The organism is Rhizobium sp. N122 (genome assembly GCF_002211295.1).
GTDB lineage: Bacteria > Pseudomonadota > Alphaproteobacteria > Rhizobiales > Rhizobiaceae > Rhizobium.
This window is the reverse complement of record NZ_LOKU01000045.1, coordinates 46,894-71,446: the sequence shown is the minus strand read 5'-3', so window position 1 is coordinate 71,446 and position 24,553 is coordinate 46,894. Positions and strand designations below refer to the sequence as shown.

21 protein-coding genes and 1 other RNA gene are annotated in these 24,553 nt (G+C 62.6%); 4 read left to right on the top strand and 18 right to left on the bottom strand.

The genetic code is table 11. From position 1 onward, the window contains the following. Positions 1-234 precede the first annotated feature (234 nt). Positions 235-1,164 (top strand): SDR family oxidoreductase, encoded by a 930-nt coding sequence (locus ATY75_RS25135; RefSeq protein ID WP_088939630.1) that lies wholly within the window; start codon positions 235-237, stop codon positions 1,162-1,164. A gap of 3 nt (positions 1,165-1,167) precedes the next feature. On the opposite strand, the gene murB is transcribed toward ATY75_RS25135, so the two are convergent. From murB to ATY75_RS25045, 18 genes are all read right to left on the bottom strand, one after another. Continuing rightward, positions 1,168-2,142: a UDP-N-acetylmuramate dehydrogenase gene (murB, locus tag ATY75_RS25130; RefSeq protein WP_088939629.1), complete on the bottom strand. Its 975-nt coding sequence runs from the start codon at positions 2,140-2,142 to the stop codon at positions 1,168-1,170. Further along, complete coding sequence (gene murC, locus ATY75_RS25125; protein WP_088939628.1) at positions 2,139-3,554, bottom strand: UDP-N-acetylmuramate--L-alanine ligase; 1,416 nt, start codon at positions 3,552-3,554, stop codon at positions 2,139-2,141. Before murC ends, murB begins: the two co-directional genes overlap by 4 nt. Next, on the bottom strand, positions 3,551-4,675 hold the full coding sequence (gene murG / locus ATY75_RS25120) for an undecaprenyldiphospho-muramoylpentapeptide beta-N-acetylglucosaminyltransferase (protein WP_088939627.1): 1,125 nt from the start codon (positions 4,673-4,675) through the stop codon (positions 3,551-3,553). Before murG ends, murC begins: the two co-directional genes overlap by 4 nt. Positions 4,676-4,681: 6 nt before the next feature. After that, on the bottom strand, positions 4,682-5,836 hold the full coding sequence (gene ftsW, locus ATY75_RS25115; RefSeq protein ID WP_049733640.1) for a putative lipid II flippase FtsW: 1,155 nt from the start codon (positions 5,834-5,836) through the stop codon (positions 4,682-4,684). A 1-nt stretch (position 5,837) separates the two neighbouring features. Continuing rightward, entirely contained in the window at positions 5,838-7,250 is a 1,413-nt protein-coding gene (gene murD, locus ATY75_RS25110) for a UDP-N-acetylmuramoyl-L-alanine--D-glutamate ligase (RefSeq protein WP_088939626.1), read from the bottom strand. A 7-nt stretch (positions 7,251-7,257) separates the two neighbouring features. Beyond that, on the bottom strand, positions 7,258-8,358 hold the full coding sequence (gene mraY / locus ATY75_RS25105) for a phospho-N-acetylmuramoyl-pentapeptide-transferase (protein ID WP_003593357.1): 1,101 nt from the start codon (positions 8,356-8,358) through the stop codon (positions 7,258-7,260). Between the two features lie 22 nt (positions 8,359-8,380). Then, positions 8,381-9,814, bottom strand: a complete 1,434-nt coding sequence (locus tag ATY75_RS25100; protein ID WP_088939625.1) for a UDP-N-acetylmuramoylalanyl-D-glutamyl-2,6-diaminopimelate--D-alanyl-D-alanine ligase — start codon at positions 9,812-9,814, stop codon at positions 8,381-8,383. Further along, the gene (locus tag ATY75_RS25095; RefSeq protein ID WP_088939624.1) at positions 9,811-11,331 is read right to left on the bottom strand and encodes a UDP-N-acetylmuramoyl-L-alanyl-D-glutamate--2,6-diaminopimelate ligase; all 1,521 of its coding nucleotides are present in this window, start codon (positions 11,329-11,331) and stop codon (positions 9,811-9,813) included. Before ATY75_RS25095 ends, ATY75_RS25100 begins: the two co-directional genes overlap by 4 nt. A 6-nt stretch (positions 11,332-11,337) precedes the next feature. Beyond that, positions 11,338-13,098 (bottom strand): penicillin-binding protein 2, encoded by a 1,761-nt coding sequence (locus tag ATY75_RS25090; RefSeq protein WP_049733644.1) that lies wholly within the window; start codon positions 13,096-13,098, stop codon positions 11,338-11,340. Beyond that, on the bottom strand, positions 13,098-13,619 hold the full coding sequence (locus ATY75_RS25085) for a hypothetical protein (protein WP_088939623.1): 522 nt from the start codon (positions 13,617-13,619) through the stop codon (positions 13,098-13,100). Before ATY75_RS25085 ends, ATY75_RS25090 begins: the two co-directional genes overlap by 1 nt. 1 nt (position 13,620) lies before the next feature. Next, complete coding sequence (gene rsmH / locus ATY75_RS25080; RefSeq protein WP_088939622.1) at positions 13,621-14,646, bottom strand: 16S rRNA (cytosine(1402)-N(4))-methyltransferase RsmH; 1,026 nt, start codon at positions 14,644-14,646, stop codon at positions 13,621-13,623. Between the two features lie 17 nt (positions 14,647-14,663). Beyond that, complete coding sequence (gene mraZ / locus ATY75_RS25075; protein WP_064839704.1) at positions 14,664-15,101, bottom strand: division/cell wall cluster transcriptional repressor MraZ; 438 nt, start codon at positions 15,099-15,101, stop codon at positions 14,664-14,666. Positions 15,102-15,527: 426 nt separating this feature from the next. Beyond that, positions 15,528-15,925, bottom strand: an RNA gene (gene rnpB, locus ATY75_RS25070) — RNase P RNA component class A. A 51-nt stretch (positions 15,926-15,976) separates the two neighbouring features. After that, a complete protein-coding gene (locus ATY75_RS25065; protein ID WP_088939621.1) occupies positions 15,977-17,152 on the bottom strand; it encodes an FAD-dependent oxidoreductase in 1,176 nt (391 codons plus the stop codon). 11 nt (positions 17,153-17,163) lie between these two features. Further along, positions 17,164-18,351 carry an FAD-binding oxidoreductase gene (locus ATY75_RS25060; protein WP_088939620.1) on the bottom strand — a complete coding sequence of 396 codons (1,188 nt, stop codon included), beginning with the start codon at positions 18,349-18,351 and terminating at the stop codon, positions 17,164-17,166. 179 nt (positions 18,352-18,530) lie between these two features. Beyond that, the gene (locus tag ATY75_RS25055) at positions 18,531-19,058 is read right to left on the bottom strand and encodes a lytic transglycosylase domain-containing protein (RefSeq protein WP_088939619.1); all 528 of its coding nucleotides are present in this window, start codon (positions 19,056-19,058) and stop codon (positions 18,531-18,533) included. A 261-nt stretch (positions 19,059-19,319) separates the two neighbouring features. Further along, positions 19,320-20,081, bottom strand: coding sequence for an N-acetylmuramoyl-L-alanine amidase (locus tag ATY75_RS25050; protein WP_088939618.1), 762 nt, complete (start codon positions 20,079-20,081; stop codon positions 19,320-19,322). Beyond that, the gene (locus ATY75_RS25045) at positions 20,078-20,785 is read right to left on the bottom strand and encodes a DnaJ family molecular chaperone (RefSeq protein ID WP_088939617.1); all 708 of its coding nucleotides are present in this window, start codon (positions 20,783-20,785) and stop codon (positions 20,078-20,080) included. Before ATY75_RS25045 ends, ATY75_RS25050 begins: the two co-directional genes overlap by 4 nt. A gap of 456 nt (positions 20,786-21,241) precedes the next feature. Between ATY75_RS25045 and ATY75_RS25040 the strand changes: the two genes are divergently transcribed. The 3 genes from ATY75_RS25040 (at position 21,242) to ATY75_RS25030 (ending at position 24,550) form a co-directional block, all read left to right on the top strand. Continuing rightward, positions 21,242-22,453, top strand: coding sequence for a pyrophosphate--fructose-6-phosphate 1-phosphotransferase (locus ATY75_RS25040; RefSeq protein WP_088939616.1), 1,212 nt, complete (start codon positions 21,242-21,244; stop codon positions 22,451-22,453). Positions 22,454-22,510: 57 nt separating this feature from the next. Next, a complete protein-coding gene (locus tag ATY75_RS25035) occupies positions 22,511-23,146 on the top strand; it encodes a LysE family translocator (RefSeq protein WP_088939615.1) in 636 nt (211 codons plus the stop codon). Between the two features lie 471 nt (positions 23,147-23,617). After that, positions 23,618-24,550, top strand: a complete 933-nt coding sequence (locus ATY75_RS25030) for a lytic transglycosylase domain-containing protein (protein ID WP_088939614.1) — start codon at positions 23,618-23,620, stop codon at positions 24,548-24,550. The last annotated feature ends 3 nt before the right edge of the window (positions 24,551-24,553 follow it).

The window sequence follows — 24,553 nt, the reverse complement described above, 5'->3', positions numbered from 1 at the left end:
GCCGACTTCAATTTTCCGAGCTTCGCTTCTCGGCCGATCGATCACAACGGAAAGATCCAGCGTTGAAAAACCATGCGGGCTCAATGAGATAATCTCAAGTCTTGCAGTCAGTCCTCCATGCGAGGGAGACTGCTGTCCTGGGACAACCGTCACGGCCACCAGCGTGGCTTTTTTATTGATGCGGTCGGCACTTCCGGCTAACCGGAGCACTCAAGGGAAAGCGGGGAACAGATCATGCGATGCCTCATTACCGGCGCGGCCGGCTTTGTCGGTAGGCCTCTTGTCGAAAGACTGCAGGGCGAGCGGCTGTGGGAGCTTCAGGTGACGACGCGGTCCGCAGCCGCCGGCCTTCCGGCAGATATGCCGCATTTCCCCATCGACATAACCGGCGAAACGGACTGGGCGGCCGCTCTCGACGGTGTCGATGTCGTCGTCCATCTCGCCGCCCGCGTCCATATCATGAACGACCGCGCAGCCGATCCCCTGACGGAATTCCGCCGGATCAACACCGCCGCCACGCTGAACCTGGCCGAGCAGGCCGCACGCGCCGGGGTAAAAAGGCTCGTGTTCCTCAGCAGCATCAAAGTCAACGGGGAAGAGAACGACCGGCCCTTCCGCCACGACGACACGCCGATGCCGCTGGATCCCTACGGCGTTTCGAAGCTGGAAAGCGAAATCGGCCTGCATGAAATCGCCGCCCGAACCGGCATCGAAACTGTCGTCATTCGGCCGCCGCTCGTCTATGGGCCTGGCGCCAGGGGCAACTTCGCCCTGCTCGTCGGGCTTGTCAGGAAGAAGGTACCGCTCCCCTTCGCGTCCCTGAAGAACCACCGGACACTGGTTGCGCTTCCAAATCTCGTCGATCTGATCGTCACGGCGATGACGCATCCGGATGCGGCCGGCCAGACCTTTCTCGCAGGCGACGGAGAAGACCTCTCCACTCCCGGGCTGATCGAAGGCATTGCGGCAGGGTTGGGCGTCAAGCCGATGCTGCTCCCCTTCCCCCCCGCCTTGCTGCAGCTGGGGGCGAGATTGACGGGGAAAGACGCCGTCTACCAGCGTCTTTGCGGTTCGCTGCAGGTCGATATATCGCACGCCCGCAATGTGCTCGGCTGGTCGCCGGTCGTCACGCCACGCGAAGGTCTGAAGCTCGCCGTGAAATAAGAGCTATTCGCTGGTGACGCCGTGGAATGGGCGCACTTCGCGGCCGGGCATGAAGACGCCGAGGCGCTTGATTTCCCATTCGAGCTTGATGCCCTCTTTCTCGAAAACCTCTCGGCGCACCTGTTCGCCGAGATATTCGAGATCGTAGCCGGTCGCCTGCCCCATATTGATCATGAAGTTGCAATGAAGCGACGACATCTGCGCTCCGCCGATGACGAGACCGCGGCAGCCTGCCTCGTCGATCAGTTTCCAGGCCGAATGGCCCTGAGGATTCTTGAAGGTCGATCCGCCGGTCTTTTCGCGCACCGGCTGCACCGTCTCGCGGTGATTGCGCACGGCGTCCATCTCGGCTCGGATCTGGGCACGCTCTTCCGGATAGCCCTCGAACAGGACGGAGGTGAAGATCAACTCGCCGGAGGCCGTCGAATGGCGATAGGAATAACCCATTTCGGCATTGGACAGCACGTGCTTGTTGCCCTTGCGGTCGACCGCGTTGACCTCGATCAGCCGCTCGCGCGTTTCGACGCCGTTGGCCCCGGCATTCATGCGCGCCGCGCCGCCGATGCTGCCTGGAATACCGTAGAAGAAATGGAAGCCGCCGATGCCGTTATCCATCGCCATCGCCGCCACATGTTTGTCGGGGCAGATGGTGCCGGCCAGAATACGATTTTCGCCCGCAAGCTCGACAAAACCGAAGCCCTTGGCCGACAGGCGCAGCACGACGCCGGGAATGCCGCCGTCGCGCACCAGGATGTTGGAGCCGACGCCGATCACCGTCAGCGGCACCTCTTCCGGCAATATTTTCAGGAAGGCGACAAGATCGTCGATGTCATGCGGCTGGAACATCAGCTCGGCGAGACCGCCTGCCCTGAACCAGGTGACGCGGTCCATGGGGGCATCCGGCGTGATGCGACCGCGGATATCCTTTACACCGTCTCCGAGAGACGCGAGCAGCTTTTCCCCATTCACCTGTTTCATACGGACTTTCCCGATAGGCCTTCCAATTGCTTGGGCAGCGCGGCTGCCCAGGATGTGATGCTCCCAGCCCCCAACAGAACCACGAAATCGCCCGGCTTTGCAACCTCCGCAACCATCTGCGGCAGAAGCTCGGCGGAGGAGAGGAAGCGAGCGTCGCGATGGCCGCCGGATTTTATCCGCGAGACCAGCGACACGGAATCGATACCCGCGATCGGATCTTCGCCCGCCGCATAGACCGGCGCCAGGAAAATGCTGTCGGCATCGTTGAAGCAGGCGGCGAATTCCTCGAACAGGCTTGCCAGGCGGCTATAGCGATGCGGCTGGTGGACTGCGATCACACGCCCCTTGCAGGATTCGCGGGCCGCGCGCAGCACCGCCTTGATCTCCACCGGATGGTGGCCGTAATCGTCGAAGATCTGCACCCCGTTCCATTCGCCGGTCAGCGTGAAACGGCGCTTGACGCCGCCGAAGGAGGCAAGCCCCTTGGCGATATCAGCGCTCGATATGCCGAGCCGGTTGGCAACGGCGATCGCCGCCGTCGCGTTGGAAATATTATGCCGTCCGGGCATCGGCATGACCAGCCCCTTGAGCTCGATCACCTGGCCGGTGCGGCGGCGGCGGATTTCGACGTCGAAGATCGAGCGCGTGCCGTCGATGCGCACATTGGCGAAGCGCACGTCGGCCTGCGGGTTCTCGCCATAGGTGATGATCTTGCGGTCCTCGATGCGGCCAACCAGCGACTGCACCTCGGGATGGTCGAGGCACATGACGCCGAAGCCGTAGAACGGCACGTTCTCGACGAACTGCCGGAAGGCGGCGCGCACGGCATCGAAATTGCCGTAATGGTCGAGATGCTCCGGATCGATATTGGTGATGACGGCGACATCGGCGGGAAGCTTCAGGAAGGTGCCGTCCGATTCGTCGGCCTCGACCACCATCCACTCGCCCTCGCCCATGCGGGCATTGGTGCCGTAGGCGTTGATGATGCCGCCGTTGATGACGGTCGGATCGAGCCCGCCGGCTTCGAGCAGGGTGGCGACCAGCGAAGTGGTCGTCGTCTTGCCATGCGTGCCGCCGATAGCGATCGCATTGCGGAAGCGCATCAGCTCGGCAAGCATTTCAGCGCGGCGCACCACCGGCAGCAGCTTTTCGCGCGCTGCGATCAGTTCCGGGTTGCTCTTCTTGATCGCCGTCGAGACGACGACGACTTCGGCATCACCCAGGTTCTCGGCCCGGTGGCCGACGAACACTTCGATGCCCTTGTCGCGCAGGCGCTGGACATTGGCGCTGTCGGCCTGGTCGGATCCCTGCACCTTGTGGCCGAGATTGTGCAGCACTTCGGCAATGCCGCTCATGCCGATGCCGCCGATGCCGATGAAATGAACGAGACCGATCGCCTTCGGCAGTTTCATGCGCGTGTCCTCTTCAATTCCGCAATTGTCCGTCCGGCGGCAATAGCCTCAACCATGTCGGCAAGCAAGTTCGCGGCATCGGGTTTTCCGGCGAGCTTTGCCGCCGCTGCCATATGCGAAAGCTTTTCCGGATCGTTCATGACAGCCGTCAGGATCGCCGCGATCTTCTCCGGCGACAGCTCCGACTGGGCAATCACCTTGGCCCCGCCGGTCGCAGCCAGCGCTGCCGCATTCGCCGCCTGGTCATGATCGAGCGCGTGCGGGTAAGGCACCAGAACCGCCGGCCGGCCGATGACCGAGATCTCCGAAACCGTTGAGGCGCCCGAGCGGCAGATGACGAGGTGGGCTTTCGCCAACCTCTCGGCCATGTCGGTGAAGAAGGGCGCGATATCCGCCCCCATCTCCAGCTTGGCGATGCAACCGCCGACCATTTCCATGTCCTCGGGACGCACCTGCTGGGTGACGCGCAGCCGCAGGCGCAGCGCATCGTCGAGCAGGCTAATCGCCGTCGGCAGCGCCTTGGAGAAATATTGCGCGCCCTGGCTGCCGCCGAAGACGACAAGGTTGAAGGCTTCGCCGGGATGCGACGGCGTGTAAGGCACCTCGGCGGCGGCGATGATTGCCGGGCGAACCGGGTTGCCCGTCGTCACCGTCTTGTCCGGGAAGGCGCCGCCGCCCTCCGGCAGGAAACCGCCGGCGATACCCTGTACCCGGGTCGCAAGGGCCTTGTTGGCGCGGCCCATGACGGCATTCTGCTCGTGGATCATCGCGGGCACGCCGAGCCTCGTGGCGGCAAGCAGCGGCGGCACCGTCGGATAACCGCCGAAACCGACGACGATGACGGGCTTCAGCCGCTGGATCAGTTTCTTCGCCGCCCGCATGCCGCTCCAGAGCGTCCACAGCGAACGGGCGACGGCGACTGGGTTCTTCGAGCCGATCGTCGCAGACGGCACGACATGGATCTCCTCGGCCGGAAATTTGCCGGCATAGCGCTCGGCCCGGCTGTCGGTGACGAGATGCACCGAGTAGCCGCGCTCCTTCAGCTTGAAGGCCAGCGCCTCCGCCGGGAATACGTGGCCGCCGGTACCCCCGGCTGCAAGCAGCACGATGCCTTTGCTCATTGCCTTTTACTCCGCCGGCATGCCGTGCGGGACGCGGAAAAGACTCCGGTCCTGCGCGCGTTTTTCCGGTCGATGGCGCGTCAGCGCCAGAATGAAGCCCGCGGTGACGCAGATCGCCACCATCGACGAGCCGCCGTAGGAAATCAGCGGCAGCGTCATGCCCTTTGCCGGCAGCAGCTCGAGGTTGACGCCGATATTGATGATCGACTGGATGCCCATCTGCAGCACCAGGCCGGCAACGGCGAAGCGATTGAAGTCGTTGCGCTCGCGGTAGGCATGCGAGAGGCCGCGCAGCACCAGCACGGTAAACAGCGCCACCAGCGCCATGCAGAAGACGATGCCGAACTCCTCGGCCGCGACCGAGAAGATGAAGTCGGTATGCGCATCCGGGATGATGCGCTTGACGATGCCCTCGCCCGGTCCCTGGCCGAACCAGCTGCCGCGGATGATCGCCTCACGCGCGGTGTCGATCTGGAAGGTGTCGCCCTCGCCGGTCATGAACTTGTCTATGCGCAAGGCCACGTGCGGGAAGACGTAATAGGCGCTGAGCAGGCCGCCGGCGCCACCGATACCGAGCAGCATGATCCATATCCACGGCATGCCGGCCATGAAGAACATCCCGCCCCAGACGGCCGTGGTCAGAATGGTCTGGCCGAGGTCGGGCTGCGCGACGAGCAGAGCGGCGACGATGGCAAACAGGATAATGGCGAAGAGATTGCCGGGAATTTCAGGCTGGCGGGCATGTTCGGCAAACAGCCAGGCGCAAACCACCACGAAGGCGGGCTTCATGAATTCCGACGGCTGGATCGAAAGACCGGCGATCCAGATCCAGCGCCTGCCGCCCTTGACCTCCTGGCCGACGAACAGCACCAGCACCATCATGGCGAGCGAAACGATCAGCAGCAGGATCGCCGTTCGCCGCACCTGCCGTGGGGTCAGGAACGACAGCCCGAGCATGACGGAGATCGAAGGGATCATGAAGGCCGCATGGCGCTTGACGAAGTGGAAGGGCTCGAGCCCGATGCGCTCGGCAACGGCCGGAGATGCCGCAAAGGACAGCATGAAACCAATGCCCATCAGGAAGATGAACATTGCCAGGAAGAAGCGGTCGATGGTCCAGAACCAATCGGCCAGAGGCCCACGTTCCGCGCGGCTTACCATGTCATTTCTCTCCTGTTGCCGAACCGATCAGCATCGCGATCCCGTCAAGCGCCGCCACGTGTCCGACGAAGGCCTCACCCCTGACTTCGAAATTCTTATACTGATCGAAGCTTGCGCAAGCCGGGGACAACATCACGGCCGAAGCGGCGGCCTCGTCGCGCTCGGCATCGGCCGCCGCATGCACGACCGCGCGCTCCAGCGTGCCCGAGATCTCGTAAGGTACAGCCTCGCCGAGGGTCGCTGCGAATTCCGCCGCCGCCTCACCGATCAGATAGGCCTTGGCAATGCGCGGAAAATAGGGAGCGAGCGTCGTGATGCCGCCTGATTTCGGCAGCCCGCCGGCAATCCAATAGATGCGATCATAGCTCGAAAGAGCCGGAGCCGCAGCATCGGCATTGGTCGCCTTGGAATCATTGACGAAGACGACGCGGCCACGCTGCCCCACCGGCTGCATGCGGTGCTTAAGGCCGGGGAACGAGGCAAGACCGGCGCGAATCTCGTCGGCGGAAACACCGACGGCAAGACAGGCGGCAACGGCTGCGGCGGCGTTCTGTGCATTATGGCCGCCGCGCAGCGTCTGGATGCCGTCGAGATCAGCGAAGGGCAGCATGGCGCCGCCTCCGGCCTGAATGAGCCTGCTTCCCTCGGCATAAATGCCCGATGCCACAACGCTGCGGCGCGAAATGCGCACCACCTTGACTTCCGCCCGCTCGACGCGGTCGGCAATCAGCGCCGAATGGCTGTCGTCGACGCCGATGATCGCGACATCGCTGCCGGCGACCAGTCGTTCCTTGACATCGGCATAATGCTGCATGGTGCCGTGACGGTCGAGATGATCGGGCGTCAGGTTGAGCAGAATGCCGGCGGACGGGTTCAGCGTCGGCGCCAGGTCGATCTGGTAGGAGGAGCATTCGACGACGTAATAGCGCCCGGCCTTCGGCGGATCGAGCGTCAGAACCGCAGTGCCGATATTGCCGCCGAGCTGCGTATCGTAGCCCGCGGATTTCAGGATATGGGCAATCAGCGCCGTCGTCGTCGACTTGCCGTTGGTGCCGGTGATGGCGATGAACGGGCAATCCGGCGCATGGGCGCGGCGCTCGCGCACGAAGAGTTCGACGTCGCCGACAATGTCGACGCCGGCGGCGCGCGCAAGATCGACGGTCCAGTGCGGCTTCGGATGGGTCAGCGGCACGCCTGGTGATAGCACGAACAGCGCCTGCTGGCTCCAGTCGATGGTGTGCAGATCCTTAGTGCGGATGCCTTCGGCTGAAGCCTTGGCGACGCTGTCGGGATTGTCGTCCCAGGCGGTCACCTCGGCGCCGCCTGAAACCAGCGCCCGGGCGGTGGCAAGGCCCGAGCCGCCGAGCCCGAAGAGCGCGACCTTCCTGTCCTTGAGCGTCGTGACCGGGATCATCGCCGCCTCACCGCAGCTTCAGCGTCGAAAGGCCGAGCATGGCAAGGCCGACAGCGATGATCCAGAAACGGATTACCACCTGGCTCTCGGTCCAGCCCTTCTTCTCGAAGTGATGATGGATCGGCGCCATCAGGAAGACGCGGCGGCCGGTCATCTTGAAGAAGCCGACCTGGATGATGACCGAGAGCGTCTCCATGACGAAGAGGCCGCCGATGATCGCCATGACGATCTCATGCTTGGTGGCGACGGCAACGGTGCCGATCGTGCCGCCGAGCGCAAGCGACCCGGTATCGCCCATGAAGATGGCGGCCGGCGGCGCGTTGAACCAGAGAAAACCGAGACCGGCGCCGATGACGGCGCCGAGGACGACGGCGAGCTCGCCGGTGCCGGGCACGAAATTGATCTGCAGGTAGTTCGCAAACACCACATTGCCGGCGAGATAGGCGATGACGCCGAAGGAGGCCGCCGCAATCATGACAGGCACGATGGCAAGCCCATCGAGGCCGTCGGTCAGGTTGACGGCATTGCCGGCGCCGACGATGACGAAGCCACCGAAGACGACGAACATGATGCCGATATTGATCATGAAGTCCTTGAAGAAAGGAAAGGCGATCGACGAGCCGAAGGTCGAACCGGCAACGCCCGAGGCAAGGGCAGTGCGCATCATGAAATAGACGGCGATGCCGGCGATGACGAACTCGATCCCGAGACGCGCCTTGCCGGAAAAGCCCATATGGCTCTGCTTCGTCACCTTGAGATAGTCGTCGTAGAAGCCGATCGCGCCGAAGCCGAGCGTCACCAGCAGCGTGGCGACCACGTAGACGTTGGAAAGATCGGCCCAGAGCAGCGACGCGCCGACGATGCCGGCCAGGATCATCAGCCCGCCCATGGTCGGCGTGCCGGCCTTCTTGAAGTGCGTCTGCGGGCCGTCGGCGCGGATCGGCTGGCCCTTGCCTTGCCGGATGCGCAGCGAGTTGATGATGGTTGGCCCGAACAGGAAGACGATCAGGGCCGAGGTGAACAGAGCAGCGCCTGTACGGAAGGTAATATATCTGAACAGGTTCAGAAATTTGAAATATTCCGACAGTTCGACAAGCCAGATCAGCATTCAGGGCCCCTTGTTTACCCGATCAAAGTTCGCGTTGCGTGTCGGAAAATGGCGAGAACTTGTCAAGCAGCGCGGCGACGATCTTGCCGAAACCGATGCCCAGAGACGATTTCACCATCAACACGTCGCCCGGAGCGACCGAGTTCAATACATAATCCGTCAATTCGCCGGTGTTCTCGCGATACTCGACATGGACGCTTTCCGGCAATGATTCCTTGAGCGCAGCCATCTCTGTTCCTGCGAGCCAGACATATTCGATGCCGGCCGCAAGCAGCGGCACGGCGAGATCGGTATGAACCTTCTGCGCATACTCGCCCATTTCAAGCATGTCGCCGAGCACGGCGATACGGCGTCCGCGGCCGGCCGGCTCCGAAGCCGCCAGCAGCGCGATCGCCGCCCGCATCGAGGCCGGATTGGCATTGTAGCTTTCGTCGATCAGCGTGAAGTTGCCGCTGCCGATCGAAAGCCGGTGGCGCTTGCCCCTGCCCTTTTCCGGCTTCAGCGTCGCCAGCGCCGCGATCGCCTTCTCCATGTCGGCGCCGACGATCCTGACGACCCCGAGCGCAGCAAGCGCATTTTCGGCGATATGGCGGCCGGGCGCGCCGATCGCGACCTCCAGCGTCTCGCCGCCGATCGTCAGCCACAGCGTCGAACTCTCGTCCGCGCCGTTGAATTCCGCCAGCCGGAATTCGGCCTTGGCATGCTGGCCGAAGGAATGGATATGCTCGATACCGAGCGACTGTGCCGTGCGGTCGAGGAAATTGAACTGATCGTTGTCGCGGTTGAGCACCACATGGCCGCCCGGCTCGAGTCCCTCGAAGATCTCCGCTTTGGCGGCAGCGATCTCCTTGATGTTCTTGAAATTGCCGAGATGCGCCGGCGCGATCGTCGTAATGATGGCGACGTCGGGACGGATCATCTCGACCAGCGGCCGAATCTCGCCGGGATGGTTCATCCCGACTTCGAAGACACCGTAATCCGTATCGTCAGGCATGCGCGCCAGCGTCAGCGGTACGCCCCAATGATTGTTGAAGGAGGCGACGGAGGCATGCACCTTGCCGGAGGGCGACAGCACATGCCGCAGCATTTCCTTGGTGGTCGTCTTTCCCACGGATCCCGTCACCGCGATGATCCGGGCCTTGGAGCGCTCGCGCGAGGCAAGGCCGAGCCGGCCGAGTGCCGCGAGCACATCCTCCACGACGATCATCGGCACCGTCAGGCGGCCCATGGCCGGAAGCCTCGCCTCACTGACGACGAGAAGGGAGGCGCCGTTCGCCACCGCCATCGATGCGTAGTCGTGACCGTCGACACGGTCGCCCTTGATCGCGAAGAAGGCTTCGCCTTGAGCAATCGAGCGGCTGTCGATGGAAATGCCGGTGATGCCTTCAGGCAGAGTGCCGAAGGGGCGTCCCGCCATTGCTGCGATCATGTCTTCGGACGTCCAGAGCCAGCTCAAGATTGCAGTTCCTCCAAGGCCTTGCGCACCTCCGCATGATCGGAGAACGGCAGGGTCACGCTGCCGATCGTCTGCCCCTCCTCATGCCCCTTGCCGGCGACGATCAGCGTATCGCCGGATCGCAACATACCAACCGCCTCGCGGATCGCGGTGGCGCGATCGGCGATTTCCGAGGCGCCGGATGCTGCCGCCATGATCTCCGCCCGGATCGAGGCCGGCTCCTCCGAGCGCGGATTATCGTCGGTGACGATGACGACGTCGGCAAGCCGGCAGGCGATTTCGCCCATGATCGGCCGTTTGCCGCGATCGCGGTCGCCGCCGCAGCCGAAGACGACGACGACGCGGCCGGTGGTGAAGGGTCTGACCGAGCCCAGCACATTTTCCAGCGCATCCGGCTTATGGGCGTAGTCGACATAAGCGAGCGCGCCGTCTTTCGTATGGCCGACCAGTTCGAGACGGCCGGACGCGCCGACGAGCTTCTCGAGTGCGGCCATCGCCACCTTCGGCTCGACGCCGGTCGACATGGCAAGCCCTGCTGCAACAAGCGCGTTGGCGACCTGGAAATCGCCGGCCAGCGGAATGTCCACCTCGAAAATCTCGCCGCCGATATGGATCTCGGCGGTCTGCTTGTGGCGGAAGTGCTCGACCCGTTTCAAGGCGAGGTAATCGCCCTTGCGCCCGACGGTGCGCACATCGTGACCGGCATCGGCGGCGGCGTTGATCGCCTGCGCCGACCACGGGTCGTCGGCAAAGATCACCGCCGGCGAGCCCTTCGGCAGCAGCACTTCGAAAAGCCGCATCTTGGCGGCCATGTAGGCCTCGACCGTCGGATGATAATCCATATGGTCGCGGCCGAGATTGGTAAAGGCGGCCGCGGCTAGCTTGACGCCGTCGAGCCGGCTTTGGTCGAGGCCGTGGCTGGAAGCCTCCATCGCCGCATGCGTGACACCTTCGCCGGCAAGGTCGGCGAGCAGCTTGTGCAGCGATACCGGATCGGGCGTCGTTAGCGAACCATAGTCGTTGCGTGTCGGCGAGACGACACCTGTTGTGCCGATCATCGCCGCCGCATGGCCCGCATGCGCCCAGATCTGCCGAGTGAAGGAAGCCACCGAGGTCTTGCCCGCGGTGCCGGTGACGCCGACCATGGTCTCGGGCTGTCTGCCGAAGAAACGCGAAGCGGCGATGGAAAGGAAACGGCGCGGCTCCTTGACCGCAAGCACCGGGATGGAAGCCTCGACGGCCTGGGAGGCGATCGCGACGGCAGCCCCCCGGCCGGCCGCATCGGCGATGAAGCCCGCGCCGTCCGCCTTGGTGCCGGCGACCGCGACGAAGGCATAACCCGGCGCCACGTGTCGGCTGTCCGAAGACAGGCCTGAAATATCAAGCAGGCCTGCCGGGCCTTCGAGCTGTGCTTCAATTTCCGGAAACTGATCTCCGGCCAGGTCTCGCAATTTCATCGAATGCACTTTTCTCTCTTGAAGCCGGTCCACCCCTCGCGAATCGGCGCCGATATTCATTCACACTCAATAAGACACCAGCAAGGCCGATCCGCCCTCCCCGAATTTCGGCTCGATACCGAGAATGGGAGCCGCACGGCTGATGATCTCGCGGGCGATCGGGCCTGCGGTACCGGCCGAGATCGTTCCACCATATTGCTTCTCGCCGGTTTTCGGCTCGTCGCAGAAGGTGATCACCGCATATCTTGGATCGTTGATCGGGAATGCGGCAATAAAGGAATTGAAGTTCAGGGTCGCCGAATAGCGGCCGTTCACCACCTTGTCGGCCGTACCGGTCTTGCTGCCGACGGCAAAGCCCGGCACGCGGGCGACGCGGCCCGATCCCTTGTACCCGTTGAAATCGAGCAGGTAGCGGATTTCGTCGCTGGTCGTCTTTTTGATAACCTGCGTGGCGATCTCGTCGGCCTGTTCGCGGCTGCGCGGCAGGAATGTCGGTTCGATCAGCTTGCCGCCGTTGACGAGAGCGGCAGCCGCCACCCCTGTCTGCAGTGCCGTCGTCGAGACCCCGTGGCCGAAGGAAATCGTGATCGAATTGATCTTCTTCCAGACGCGCGGCTGGCTCGGCATCTTCACCTCGGGCAGTTCGGTCTGCATCTTGGTCAGCAGGCCGAACTTGGTCAGATAGTCCTTCTGCGCGTCGATGCCGACGATGTCGATGACGCGCGCCGTGCCGATATTCGAAGAATACTGGAAAATCTCAGGCACGGTCAGCCAGCGGCGCTGCCCGTGGAAATCGTGGATGGTGAAGCCGCCGATGTAGATCGATTTGCTGGCATCGAATGTGTCGGTCATCTTCACCTTGCCGGTGTCGAGCGCCATCGCCAGCGAAAAAGTCTTGAAGGTCGATCCCATTTCGAAGGTGCCGTTGGTCATGCGGTTGAGCCAACCCTCCTTGGCTCCTTCCTGCGGATCGTTCGGATCGAAATCCGGCGCCGAGGCCATGGCCAGGACCTCCCCGGTATGCACGTCGATGACGGCAGCACCCGCCCCCTTGGACTGGAAATTGTTGACGGCGTTGACGACCGCGTCCCGGACGATGTTCTGCACACGCAGGTCGATCGAAAGCCGCACCGGCTCGAGCGGCTGATCGCTGGTCATGCCGACCGAGGCGAGGTCGGCTAGCCCCTGGTCGTCGATATATTTCTCCATGCCGGCGACGCCGCGGTTGTCGATGTTGACATAACCGAGGATATGCGCGGCGGTCGAACCGCCCGGATAGAAGCGGCGCTTCTCCGGCCGGAAGCCGATGCCGGGAATGCCGAGCGCCAGAATCTGACTCTGCTGCTTCGGTGTCAGCTGCCGGCGCAGCCAGGCGAAATGCGAGGTTTTGACCGAAAGCTTCTTATAGGTATCCCGGACGTCGAGCTCAGGCAGAACAGTGGCAAGCTTTTCGACCGCCTCGTCGGCATCGACGATCTTATTGGGCTCGGCAAACAGCGAGACGGTGCGGATGTCGGTCGCCAGCACTTCGCCGTTGCGGTCGAGAATGTCGGGGCGCGAGGCCATCAGCCGATCCGGCGGCAGGATGCTGGAGACGACCTCCTGATCCTTCATCGCATATTCGACGAGACGGCCGCCGATAATGACGTAGACGCCCATGAAGCCAAGGATCAGCAGGCCGACGCGGCTCTTTGCCTGCCCCGATTTCTTCTTGCGCGATCCCTCGATCGCCAGGCCGGCGGGGGACGGACCGCCGAAACGATTGTAGACTCCGGCGGAGAAATGCGCCTGGCTCTTCAAGACCATGATGCGGGAAAGAAACGACATTATTCCACCGACCCCGTTTCGATCTCGTCTGCTTCATCCTCCTCCGCGGCGCGCGGCGCAGGTTTTGGAACGGGCTGCGCCTTCGTCGTGACGGTCGCACCGGCCAGGGCCGCGCCTTTAGCGCCGCCTGCGGTCGCGCCTTTGGCGCTGGCCTCGGTCGCGCCTTTGGCGCTGGCCTCGGTCGCGCCTTTGGCGCTGGCCTTGGCCTCCGTCACGTCAGGCACGGGAACCTCGGATTTCAACATCGGCAATTCCTTGGCATGCACCAGCGCCGTCGATTGCGTCGGCTGCAGTTGCAACTCGTCATCATAGGCTTTCACCAGCCGCTCCAGCCGGTTCGGCTGCGATTGCAGCGCCCAGTCGGCCTTGAGAAGGTCGATCGTATCCTCCTCGAGCTTGATCTCGGCTTCGAGGCGATGAACCTCCTCGAGCTTCAATTCGGCGCGATGCTTGATCGTGTAGGTGACGGCGGCGGTGGCCGTCATGACGCCGATGAGCACGAGATCGAACGTTTTCAGCATATCAACCTCCAAGCTTTCCGAGACTGGCGAGATTGGGAAACCCGAAGAGCGACATATCCGCAGCTTCGGCGGCGGCCTCCGTCCTCAGGCCGGCGCGCAATTTGGCGGAGCGGGCGCGCGGGTTTGCCTCCGCTTCCGCTTCGCTTGCCGAAACCATCGGCTTGCCGATCGCCGCGAATGTTGCCGCCCGTTGATGCGCAACCGGCAGATGCCGCGACCCCGACGCCTTGCCGGCGCGGTCGGAGAAGAATTTCTTGACGATGCGGTCTTCGAGCGAATGAAAGGTGACGACGACCAGCCGGCCGCCCGGCTTCAGCGCTGCCTCAGCGGCAAACAGCGCCTGGGCGAGTTCGCCGAGCTCGTCGTTGACGAAGATACGCAAGGCCTGAAACACCCGCGTTGCCGGATGGATCTTGTCCTTCATCTTGCGAGGAGTGACCAGCTCGATGAGACCGGCAAGATCGCGTGTCGTCTCGAACGGCTTTTCCTCGCGGCGTTTCTCGATCGCATGCGCGATGCGCGGCGCCTGGCTTTCCTCGCCGAGAAAATGGAAGATACGGATGAGATCGGCGACCTTGGCGCGGTTGACGACATCGGCGGCCGAGACACCTGCGGCCGACATACGCATGTCGAGCGGCCCCTTCTTCTGGAACGAGAAACCGCGCTCGGCCTCATCGATCTGCATGGAGGAAACGCCGATATCGAGCACGACGCCGTCAAGCCCGCCTTGCGGCGCATGATCGGCAAGATGCGAGAATTGTGAATGAACAAGCTTGAGACGGCCAGCATGGGCAGCAACCATTGCCTGGCCCGCCGCAATCGCCGTCGGATCGCGGTCGAGCGCGATCACCTCGGCGCCGGCCGCAAGGATGGCCGAGCTGTAACCGCCCGCACCGAATGTACCGTCGAGGATGAGCTTGCCAGGCGCGGGCGCCAGCGCCGAAAGCACTTCATCAAGAAGAACAGGAATGTGACGAACCGGTCCGCCGCCGGCATCAGTTGAACCTCCGCCAGGATTCGCCACCATTCCGTTCCCTCGTTCTTTCAGGAACGCTTGCCCGCCAGCTTGCGCTCCCCTCGTGCCTGCGCCTGCGCAGCCACAAAAGCCTGCGGCTGCCAAAGCTGAAAATGATCCGCCCGACCGACGAAAGTCACTTCGTCCGAGATGCCGGTAAAGCCGCGAATGAAATCCGTGACCATCAACCGCCCCTCGGCGTCGAGCTTCATGAAGACCCCGCCCCCGTGGATGAGGAGCGACATCTCGTTCGCATCCGGCGAAAACGGATCCTCCGCAGCGATCTGCCGTTCGAATCTTTCGAGAAGATCCGGACCGCCGACGCTGATCGCCGGAAACACAAAGTCCTGGAAGCAATAGAGCTCCAGAACATTGCGCTGCGCCAGCACGGAACGAAACGCCGAAGGCACGGAAACCCTGCCCTTGGCATCGATCCTGTTGGTCGCATTCGAAAGGAAGCGGCTCATCACACGAAACATCCGTTCCCGCAGGGATCCGGACCAAAAGACGCCCGAAACTCCCGATATCAGGCACAGCTTCGCAAGCCGGATGAGTAAAGACCCCTCCGACGCTTCCAGAGAGGAAGACGCCTTTGCTTTGCGATGAATGGGCAGGTGATTGCCCTGGTGCAGTGCGCATTTGGGATAGCATGGGACCATATGGGCGTCAATGGGATACGCCCATTTTGCAATAGACGCATGATCAAAAATTTATAAGCCGTTAAGTTTAACAAAGGGTTAGGATCGCCCATCTCGCGATGGCGACCGCGCTGCTTTTGGAAAAAGAATTTTCAACAGGCGGAATGCATGAGCATCCACTTGAAAACTGTCGATTTCAGTGACTTAGCTGGAAGTGATCGCTGACATCGGGGCTTGGTCGCGCCACAAAAGTTAATCGCCAGTTGGCCTGTAAGCCGGGTTCTGTATGGCACCGGCGTGAACCGGAACGTGGCAGCCATTCGTCTGGGACAGCGTTCGCACGCTGCCTCGCGCAACCCACCCGGATGACTGGCCTGGAAACCGGCCGGAAGGCCTTTCGGCCTGCCACGTCATCCCTATTCGGTCTTGCTCCCGGTGGGGTTTACCGTGCCATTTCCGTTGCCGGAGATGCGGTGGGCTCTTACCCCACCCTTTCACCCTTACCTGTCATGACAGGCGGTTTGCTTTCTGTGGCACTTTCCCTGAGGTCGCCCTCGCCGGACGTTATCCGGCACCGTGTTTCCGTGGAGCCCGGACTTTCCTCACCCTACCGCCTTTCGGCATTGGTAAAGCGCGGCTGCCCAGCCAACTGGCAGGGCTCCCATAAACGAGAGAGATGGCAATTGCCATCAAAAACGATGGGCCTAGCGAAATTGCGGTGTGAAATCCGTGGAATAGCCCTGTTCGCTGATTCTGCCCGACAAAAGCAGCTCGGCCCCGAGCCGGCCGATTTCGTCCGAGCTCTTGGCAGAGGTGCCGGCGCAACCCGTCAGCACCGCAATGTCCGGCGATGAAGTGTAGCCGATCATCGGATGGCCCCTTTCCGTCTGCGACACGACGCAGGCGGCGGTCGAAATCGACAGCGGCGCCATGTCGGGCACGAGCCCTTCGACGATACGGTTGAGATATGTGCGCACGATCTCGCGCCCCTCGGTTTTGAACCAGGCGCGCATCGCGACCTCGTCGCCGAGCACCAGATCGTCGGGATCGCCGCCAATCTTCAGGTAGAATTTGCCGTCGGGATAACGGATCGGCGGCAGCAGATAGATATGGATGCCAGGCACATCAAGAATGAGCGACGGCATGGCCGCAAGACGCAGCGCATCGGTCTCGCTCACCTCGAAAAGCGTGACCGTCCGGCCATAAACTGTCATGGCAACCGGACGCGGCAACAGATTCTTCGCAATGGAAAATCCGCCCGCAGCCAGCAGCACCTTCTCACCGCGATAGCTCCGGCCGCCGGCTGTCTCGACCACAGCCGATCCGCCCTCGCTGCGGATCGAGACGGCATGGTCGCGAATGACCGCAGCACCCGCCTTTTCCGCCAGCAGCGACTGTGCCTTGACCAGGCTGCGCGGACTGATGTGGCCGGCCCCCTTCGCCTCGAAGACGCCGGCGGCGTCATCGGGAAAAGCGAAGTACGGAAAGGCGGCTTTCAGCCCGGCCTCATCGAGAAGGCGGGTCTCGACGCCGAGCGAGACCGCCGCCTGCCGGGTCCTCTCCAGATAATCGCTTCCATCCGGCGCGACGACCACGCAGCCGACCTCGCGATAGAAGTCGATGCCGCTGTCGCGGGCAATCTCGCGGTACCGGCCGATCGCGCGGTTGGCGAGCAGCGCCCAGTTGCGGTCGGGATCGATGGTGCGGGTGATCCGCCCCTCGTCGTAATGACTGGCGAAGACGCCCTGATGCGCCTTGCGATCATCAGGCTCGTCGGGGCCGATCACCGCCACGCCATCCGCCTGGCGGGCCAGATGCCGCGCCGCCGCAGCCCCCATCAGCCCGCGGCCGACGACGATATATTTGAAATCGACTGCCATGATGCTCCCTTTCAGGCAAAGACCGGCGTCAGCTCGCCGCGGAAATCACTGTCGCCGAGCGCACCTTCGGTCAGAAGCGCGGCGCCCAGCCGTCCGAGTTCGTCGGAGGATTTGGCTGCGACGAAATTGCCGCCGGTGAGCACCGCGATGCGCGGCGACTGCGTAAATCCGGCATAGGGATAACCGGTCGGCGTGAAATTCGCCACGCAAGGCCCCGAGGTGACCGGGCAGCCGGCAAGCGCCGGCATCAACGTGAGGGCGATGCGCGCGAGATGCTCGCGTTCGGCCACGCTGCCATCGGAATGGAACCACGCGCCAACATCCTCCAGCGCTCTGAAAGACAGCATCTCGGTATCGCCGCCGAGTTTCAGATAAGTCTTGCCGTCGGGATAACGCACTGGGGGCAGGATATAGATGTGGTCCTCCTCCCGCTCGCCGAGCACGATCGTCGACGGCATATCGCCGAAAATCGCCATCTCGCGCTCGCCGATCTCGTAGAAGGCGACCGTGCGAGCCATCACCCTGGTATCGACGGGACGCGGCAGCAGGGCATTGAAATTGCTGAAACCGCCGGCAGCGACCAGCACGCGCTCGGCACTGTAGATTCGGCCACCGGCCGTCACCTCGACATGGGCGCCGGCGTCGCGCACGGATGTCGCGACTGCTTCGATCAGCGAGACACCGCCCTGTTCGGCAAGCCTCGCCTGCGCCCGCACCAACGCCCGCGGGTTGATGTGCCCGGCGCGCTTGCGCTCGAAATATCCTGTGAAATCAGGATCGACGGCAAGATAGGAAAAACGCTGGCGAAGGTCCGACGGCGCGATGGTCTCGATATCGCTGCCGAGCGTCCGGCTGACGGTTAGTGCCCGGTTGATATAGTCCTGCTCGTCCTTCGGCGTCGGACCGGCAAAGAGGCAGCCGACCTCCGAATAAAAGGAAATGCCGCTCCTTGCCTCGATCTCGCGGTAGCGGTCGAGCGCACGAGCGGCGAAACTTCCCCAGGCCAGATTGCCGTCGAACGTGCGGGTGATGCGCGCTTCGTCGTAATGGCTGGCGAATATCCCGTGATGGGCCTTGCGTTGCTCCGGCTCGCGCGGGCCGATCAGCGCGATGCCGTCGGCCATCGAGGCGAGATGCCGTGCGGCGGCCGCCCCCATCATGCCGCGCCCGATGACGATGAACCTGAAATCGACTGCCATACCTAACCTCATCTCGAGGTGGCCTAACCTCATCTCGAGGTGGCCTAACCTCATCTCGAGGTGGCCTCACCTCGCATCGAGGTGGCCCACCTCGTTTCAGGTGGGGATATCACGGCAAGCATCCTGATTCATATCGCAAAAATGCCGGAAGAATTCTCGCCCGACGCGTCCGGCGAAGCTCAGTCGAGCATCGCCAGGACCTTGCCGCAATAGGTCTTGGACACCGGGTTCATGCGCGTGGCGGCATGGCCGGCATTGTACTTCAGGATAGTGTTGCAGGTCTGCCCGCCGCCAAGCTGATGGGCGGCCGCCAGATATTTCATCCCGTACTTGATGTTGGTCTCCGGATCGAACAGGCCCTTCTTCGTGCCGGAATACCCCATCATCCGCGCCGTCGCGGGCTTGATCTGCATCAGCCCGATTTCGCCGGCACTGCCGCGTGCCTTCGGATTGAAATTGCTCTCGACGCGCACGACGGCCTGAGCGAGCGCCACCGGCACATCATATTCCGCAGCATATTTGTTGATCAGCGCGGCATAGGGAATGCTCGCGGAAAAGTCCGGCATGGCATAGCCGCTCTGGCGATCGACGGTTTTCAGCGGGATGGTTTCGGCCCTGGCACCCCAGTCATCACCAGCCAAGGCAAAACTATTTCCCGCCAGCAGCATGCCAACGCATGCCGCAGCACCAACAATCATATTCTTCATGTAGTCTATTCACTCCGACCCATAGAATTGCAGGACTGCGCGCCTCGCCGTCATCCGGTCACACACGATCAATGATTGATCGCGTTCCGCAGCAATTCTTATCGTTTCATTTGGCGCTCGTGGTTACACTTGAAAAAGCCGTGAGCGCTGTTCAGCGGGCGTTCTTAGACCATCGCAATGAGGAGATAATAGGGAGATGATGTGGCGCGCTGGTTTTCTCGGCGGCCGCGCGAAAACTGCCCGGGTGTCCGGCTCTTCCGCTCAGGAATAACGCGGTAGCGCCGACAGCAGCCGGTGCAGCGTGTCGATCGTCGAGAAATCGGCGATGCCGTCCACCCGTTCAGGCCGGAAATGGCGCTGGAAGGCTTCCACGTCACCCGCCGTCCTTTCGGAAAATTGGCCTGTGATTTCAGTGCCGTAACCATAGAGAGACAACATCGACTGCAGTGCCTCCACAGGCTGGCCGGCGTCGCCCCGTTGGAAGAAGCGCCCGCCGGTGATCGTCGCCGGCTCGACCCAGTGCCCGATGCCCGCCTTGTGGAGCTCGCCCCAGGGAAATTTCTCACCCGGATCGACCTTGCGAATCGGGGCGACATCGGAGTGCCCGAGGATCCGTTCCGGCGCGATCGACCAACGTTTGACACAGTCGCGACACAATTCGATCACCGCGGCGATCTGCTCTTTAGGGTAATCGGGAAGTCCGCCGGGATGGCCGGCATTGGCGATCTCGATGCCGATCGACAGCGAATTGATATCCGTCTCGCCGTGCCAGCTGCTCTTTCCCGCGTGCCAGGCCCGCCGCACCTCCGGCACCAGCTGCACCACCTCGCCGTTCTCATGCACGAAATAATGGCTGGAGACCTGGCTCTCGGCGCGACAGAGCCAGTCGAGCGCGCCATCGGCCGTCGGCATGCCGGTATAGTGCAGCAGGATCATGTCTGGACGGCGCCCGTCCGCGCGCTCGCCATGGTTCGGCGAAGGCTGCACGCGGGCGCTCCCGCAGTCGGCCTCGAAAGAGGTCATGCGGCGCGGCGTTCCTTCTCGATCGCCGCATAGGCCGCGTTCAGCGCCGCCATGCGCTCATTGGCGATGACGTGGAACTCCTTCGGCACACCGCGCGAGATCAGCCGGTCGGGATGGTGTTCGCTGACGAGGCCGTGATAGCGGCGGCGGATGGTCGGGAAATCGTCCGAGGGCAACACGCCGAGCACCTTGTAGGGATCGCCGCCTGTGGAGACGTGACGGGCGGCGATCTGCTCGAAGCGCGTCTCGCTCATCTGGAAGATCTCGGCTATATGGCTGAGGAAATTCAGTTCCTTCTCGTGGATCAGCCCATCGGCCTTGGCGATATGGAAGAGACCGTCGAGCACGTCTTCCAGCACCGTGCAATTGGCCGCGCAGGTGATGCAGAGCGTCGAGAGCCGTTCGGCATAGGCTTCGTAGCCGGCCACGTCCTGGCGTGCGAGGTTGTAAAGCCTGGCGACGTTTTTGGCCTGGTCCTGCGGGAATTCGAAGATTTCGCGGAAGGCTTCGACCTCCTTCTCGCTGACGATGCCGTCGGCCTTGGCCATCTTGGCCGACAGCGCGATGATCGCCACGGAGAAAGCCACCTTGCGCCGGGTCTCGGGATCCCCTTCGAAAACCGTTCGGATAGCCTCGACCACCGCAGACAGCGCATTGCCCGCGGTATTGCCAATGGCATTCAACAGTTTTTCCCAGAAGGACATCGAAATCTCTCGCACGCTTGTCACCTTATATACAAACAGCTTGACCAAAGAATCGTAGCCTTTGCAAGGCGACTATTGGTCGTAGGGCCGAACACAGTTTTCACGATTTGGTAATTGTCGCACCGCAGCATATAGCCCTCTGGACCCGGCACCTGCGCCCCGCACCGCGCTCGCCGGCAATTTCCACAAGAGTTGTCGACAGTCAGAACGGGCTTGAAACGATTATATCTGCTGTTCCGGTCGCCACGCGGCAGAAAGGCGCGTTTTCGTAAATTCTTTACTTTACAGGCTCCTTTCCCTGCCGCATCCATGCGCTCATACATGTCGCTCGGAAGTGTGCAGCGGGTCCGGGATGACGACATGCATGAAAACAATGAGCTAAGCGCGTCGCTTGAATCGAATTCGATACGGCGCCGATAGCTGACACCGCCGTACCGAAACGCCATAGGAGGGATCATGGCCAAGCAGAAAGTCGCAATGCTGACCGCCGGAGGCCTGGCGCCCTGTCTTTCCTCCGCCGTCGGCGGCCTCATCGAACGCTACAGCGATATCGCCCCCGACCTCGATATCGTCGCCTACAAGTCCGGCTACCAGGGCGTATTACTCGGCGACAGCATCGCGATCACCCGCGAGATGCGCGAAAAGGCGCCGCTGCTGCATCGTTATGGCGGCTCGCCGATCGGCAACAGCCGCGTCAAGCTCACCAATGCCGCCGACTGCGTCAAGCGCGGCCTGGTCAAGGAAGGCGACAACCCGCTGCGAGTGGCCGCCGAACGTCTTGCCAATGACGGCATCACCATTCTCCATACGATCGGCGGCGACGACACCAACACCACCGCTGCCGACCTTGCCGCCTATCTTGCCGCCAACGGTTACAACCTGACCGTCGTCGGCCTGCCGAAGACCGTCGACAACGACGTCGTGCCGATCCGCCAGTCGCTCGGCGCCTGGACGGCCGCCGAAGTCGGCGCGCATTTCTTCGACAATGTCGGCAACGAACAGACGGCCGCCCCCCGCACCCTCGTCATCCACGAGGTCATGGGCCGCCATTGCGGCTGGCTGACGGCCGCCACCGCCCGCGCCTATCTCCAGCGCACCAGCCGCAACCAGTATGTCGACGGCCTGATGATGGACGCGCATCTGAAGAGCATCGACGCCGTCTACCTGCCCGAGATGGCCTTCGACCTCGACGCCGAGGCTGCCCGCCTGAAGGAGAGCATGGACCGCAACGGCCACGCCACGGTCTTCGTCTCCGAAGGCGCCTGCCTCGACGCTATCGTCGCGGAACGCGAAGCCGCCGGCGAGACGGTCAAGCGCGACGCCTTCGGCCATGTGAAGATCGACACGATCAATGTCGGCGCCTGGTTCCAGAAGCAGTTCGCCAGCCTGTTGAACGCCGAACGTTCGCTCGTGCAGAAATCGGGCTACTTCGCCCGCTCGGCGCCCGCCAACGGCGACGATCTCCGGCTGATCCAGAGCATGGTCGATCTCGCCGTCGAAAGCGCGCTCAATAAAGTCTCCGGCGTCACCGGCCACGATGAAGCGCAAAACGGTAAATTGCGCACTATAGAATTCCCACGCATCAAGGGCGGCAAGGCTTTTGACCTGTCGACGGCATGGTTTGCCGAAGTCATGGACAATATAGGCCAGAAATACAAAGAAGCGTGATTGACGGATGGTTAATATGATGTCTTTGCTTGTTCCTGAGGAATAGGAGGAGACACCATGTCACTTGAAGCTTGGCTCGCTTTTGCGGCCGCATCCGCCATCATGCTGGCCATACCGGGACCGACGATACTGCTCGTCGTTTCCTATGCGCTCGGTCATGGACGCAGGACTGCGTTTGCGACGGTGGGCGGCGTGGCGCTTGGTGACTTCACCGCGATGACGGCGTCTCTCTTCGGTCTCGGCGCCGTCCTCGCCGCTTCCGCCGCCCTCTTCACCGTGCTGAAGTGGATCGGCGGCGCCTACCTGATCTGGCTGGGAATCAAGCTTTGGCGGGCGCCCGTCATCGGCGAACCGGTTGCCGACAACGACAATCTTCCGGAGGAGAAATCGCTCAAGATCTTCCTCCACGCCTATGTCGTCACCGCCCTCAATCCGAAGAGCATTATCTTCTTCGTCGCCTTCGTGCCGCAGTTCCTCAACCCGGCCCTGCCCTTCCTCGGCCAGATGGCGATCATGGAAGCGACCTTCCTCGTGCTGGCGATCCTCAACGCCTCCACTTACGCATTTCTCGCCCATACCGCGCGCGGACTGATTCGCAAGGCGAGCGTCCAGCGCGCCGTAAACCGCACCGGCGGCACCCTGCTGATTGCGGCAGGCGCCGTAACCGCAGGGTATCGCCGTATTGCGGCTTAGAGCCTTTCCCGGTCAGATTGCAGCATTCTGCCGGAGCAGGTTTTCGTCGGGGCAGAGGCGATTGGCGACGGGCATACCCCTTGGTACGTTCCGAGCCGATCGCCTCTGATCCTGGCGGAAAGATGCCCGGCCCACCGGCCGCACCGCTTCGCCATGGCGAAGCGATCAGTGCGTCCGGCGCTTCCCAAGTCTTGCAGATTTGCCTGGCAAATCTGCGGGAGGGTTGGCTGAAACGGGCCGGCTGATCGACCGGCCAGCTTGGCCGTAGAGTTGGGCTACGACGCGCGCCGGCCGGTCGACCATCCGACTCCGTTTGAGCCAACAGAACGCTGCAATCCGACCGGGAAAGGCTCTAAAAATATTCCGTGGTTGCCGGAATGTCACGAATGGGTTAATGGGGTCGTCAGGTTTAAGCTTTTTAGTAACTTTTATAACGCTGCCGGGGCGGCGCGATTTCACGAAAGTGACGGAATGGTAGCGATCGGATTGTCCGGGCTGAAACGCAGTCTTGTCGTTTCTACGGTGCTCTGCTGTGGCGTGATGACCGGCTGCGCAAGCGTCGAATACACCTCCCAGGCCGAACTGACAGCTGCTCAGACCGTGGTGCCGATGCCGAAACCCGGTGAAGACGCCACGCTTGCCGCGATCCCGACAGCCGAAGGCACGGCCGCTCAGGCAGTCGCCGGCGCTACCCTTGCCCCGGCATCCCCTGCCCTGACCGCGACGGCGATGCCGACCGTGACCGCCTCCCAGCCTGCCGATCTCACCATGCAGCCGGCAGCTTACGCGCAGATCCCGCTGACACCCGAGATGACGGCGATCCAGTCCGTGGTGCCGACGCCGCGTCCGGGAGCGCCGGCACAACCGGCAACGCAGCTTGCCTTTGCCGCGACACCGCAGAACGGCGCGCTTGCGGCACTTGCCGCAGTCGACACGACGCCGCGTGCCAGCATGGACTACGGCTTCGATGAATCCGGGCCGATCGATCCGCCGACGGCGCCGCCGATGTTCAGCGACGACGACAAGGACGATGCGCCGACCGTCGAAAAGAGCTTCGTCACCAAGCTCATTCAGAAATATTCGAAACTCTACGAAATTCCGGAGACGCTGCTCCACCGCATCGTCCACCGCGAGAGCCGCTACAATCCGAAGGCCTACAACAAGCGCGGCTATTTCGGCCTCATGCAGATCAAGTACAACACCGCCAAATCAATGGGCTATGACGGCGCCCCGGGCGGTCTCTTCGATGCCGAGACCAACATCAAATATGCCGCGAAATATCTGCGCGGCGCCTGGCTCGTCTCCGACAGCAAGGAAGACGATGCCGTCCGCCTTTATGCGCGCGGCTATTATTATGACGCCAAGCGCAAGGGCATGAATGACGTCGCCCAGGGCAATTACTGACAA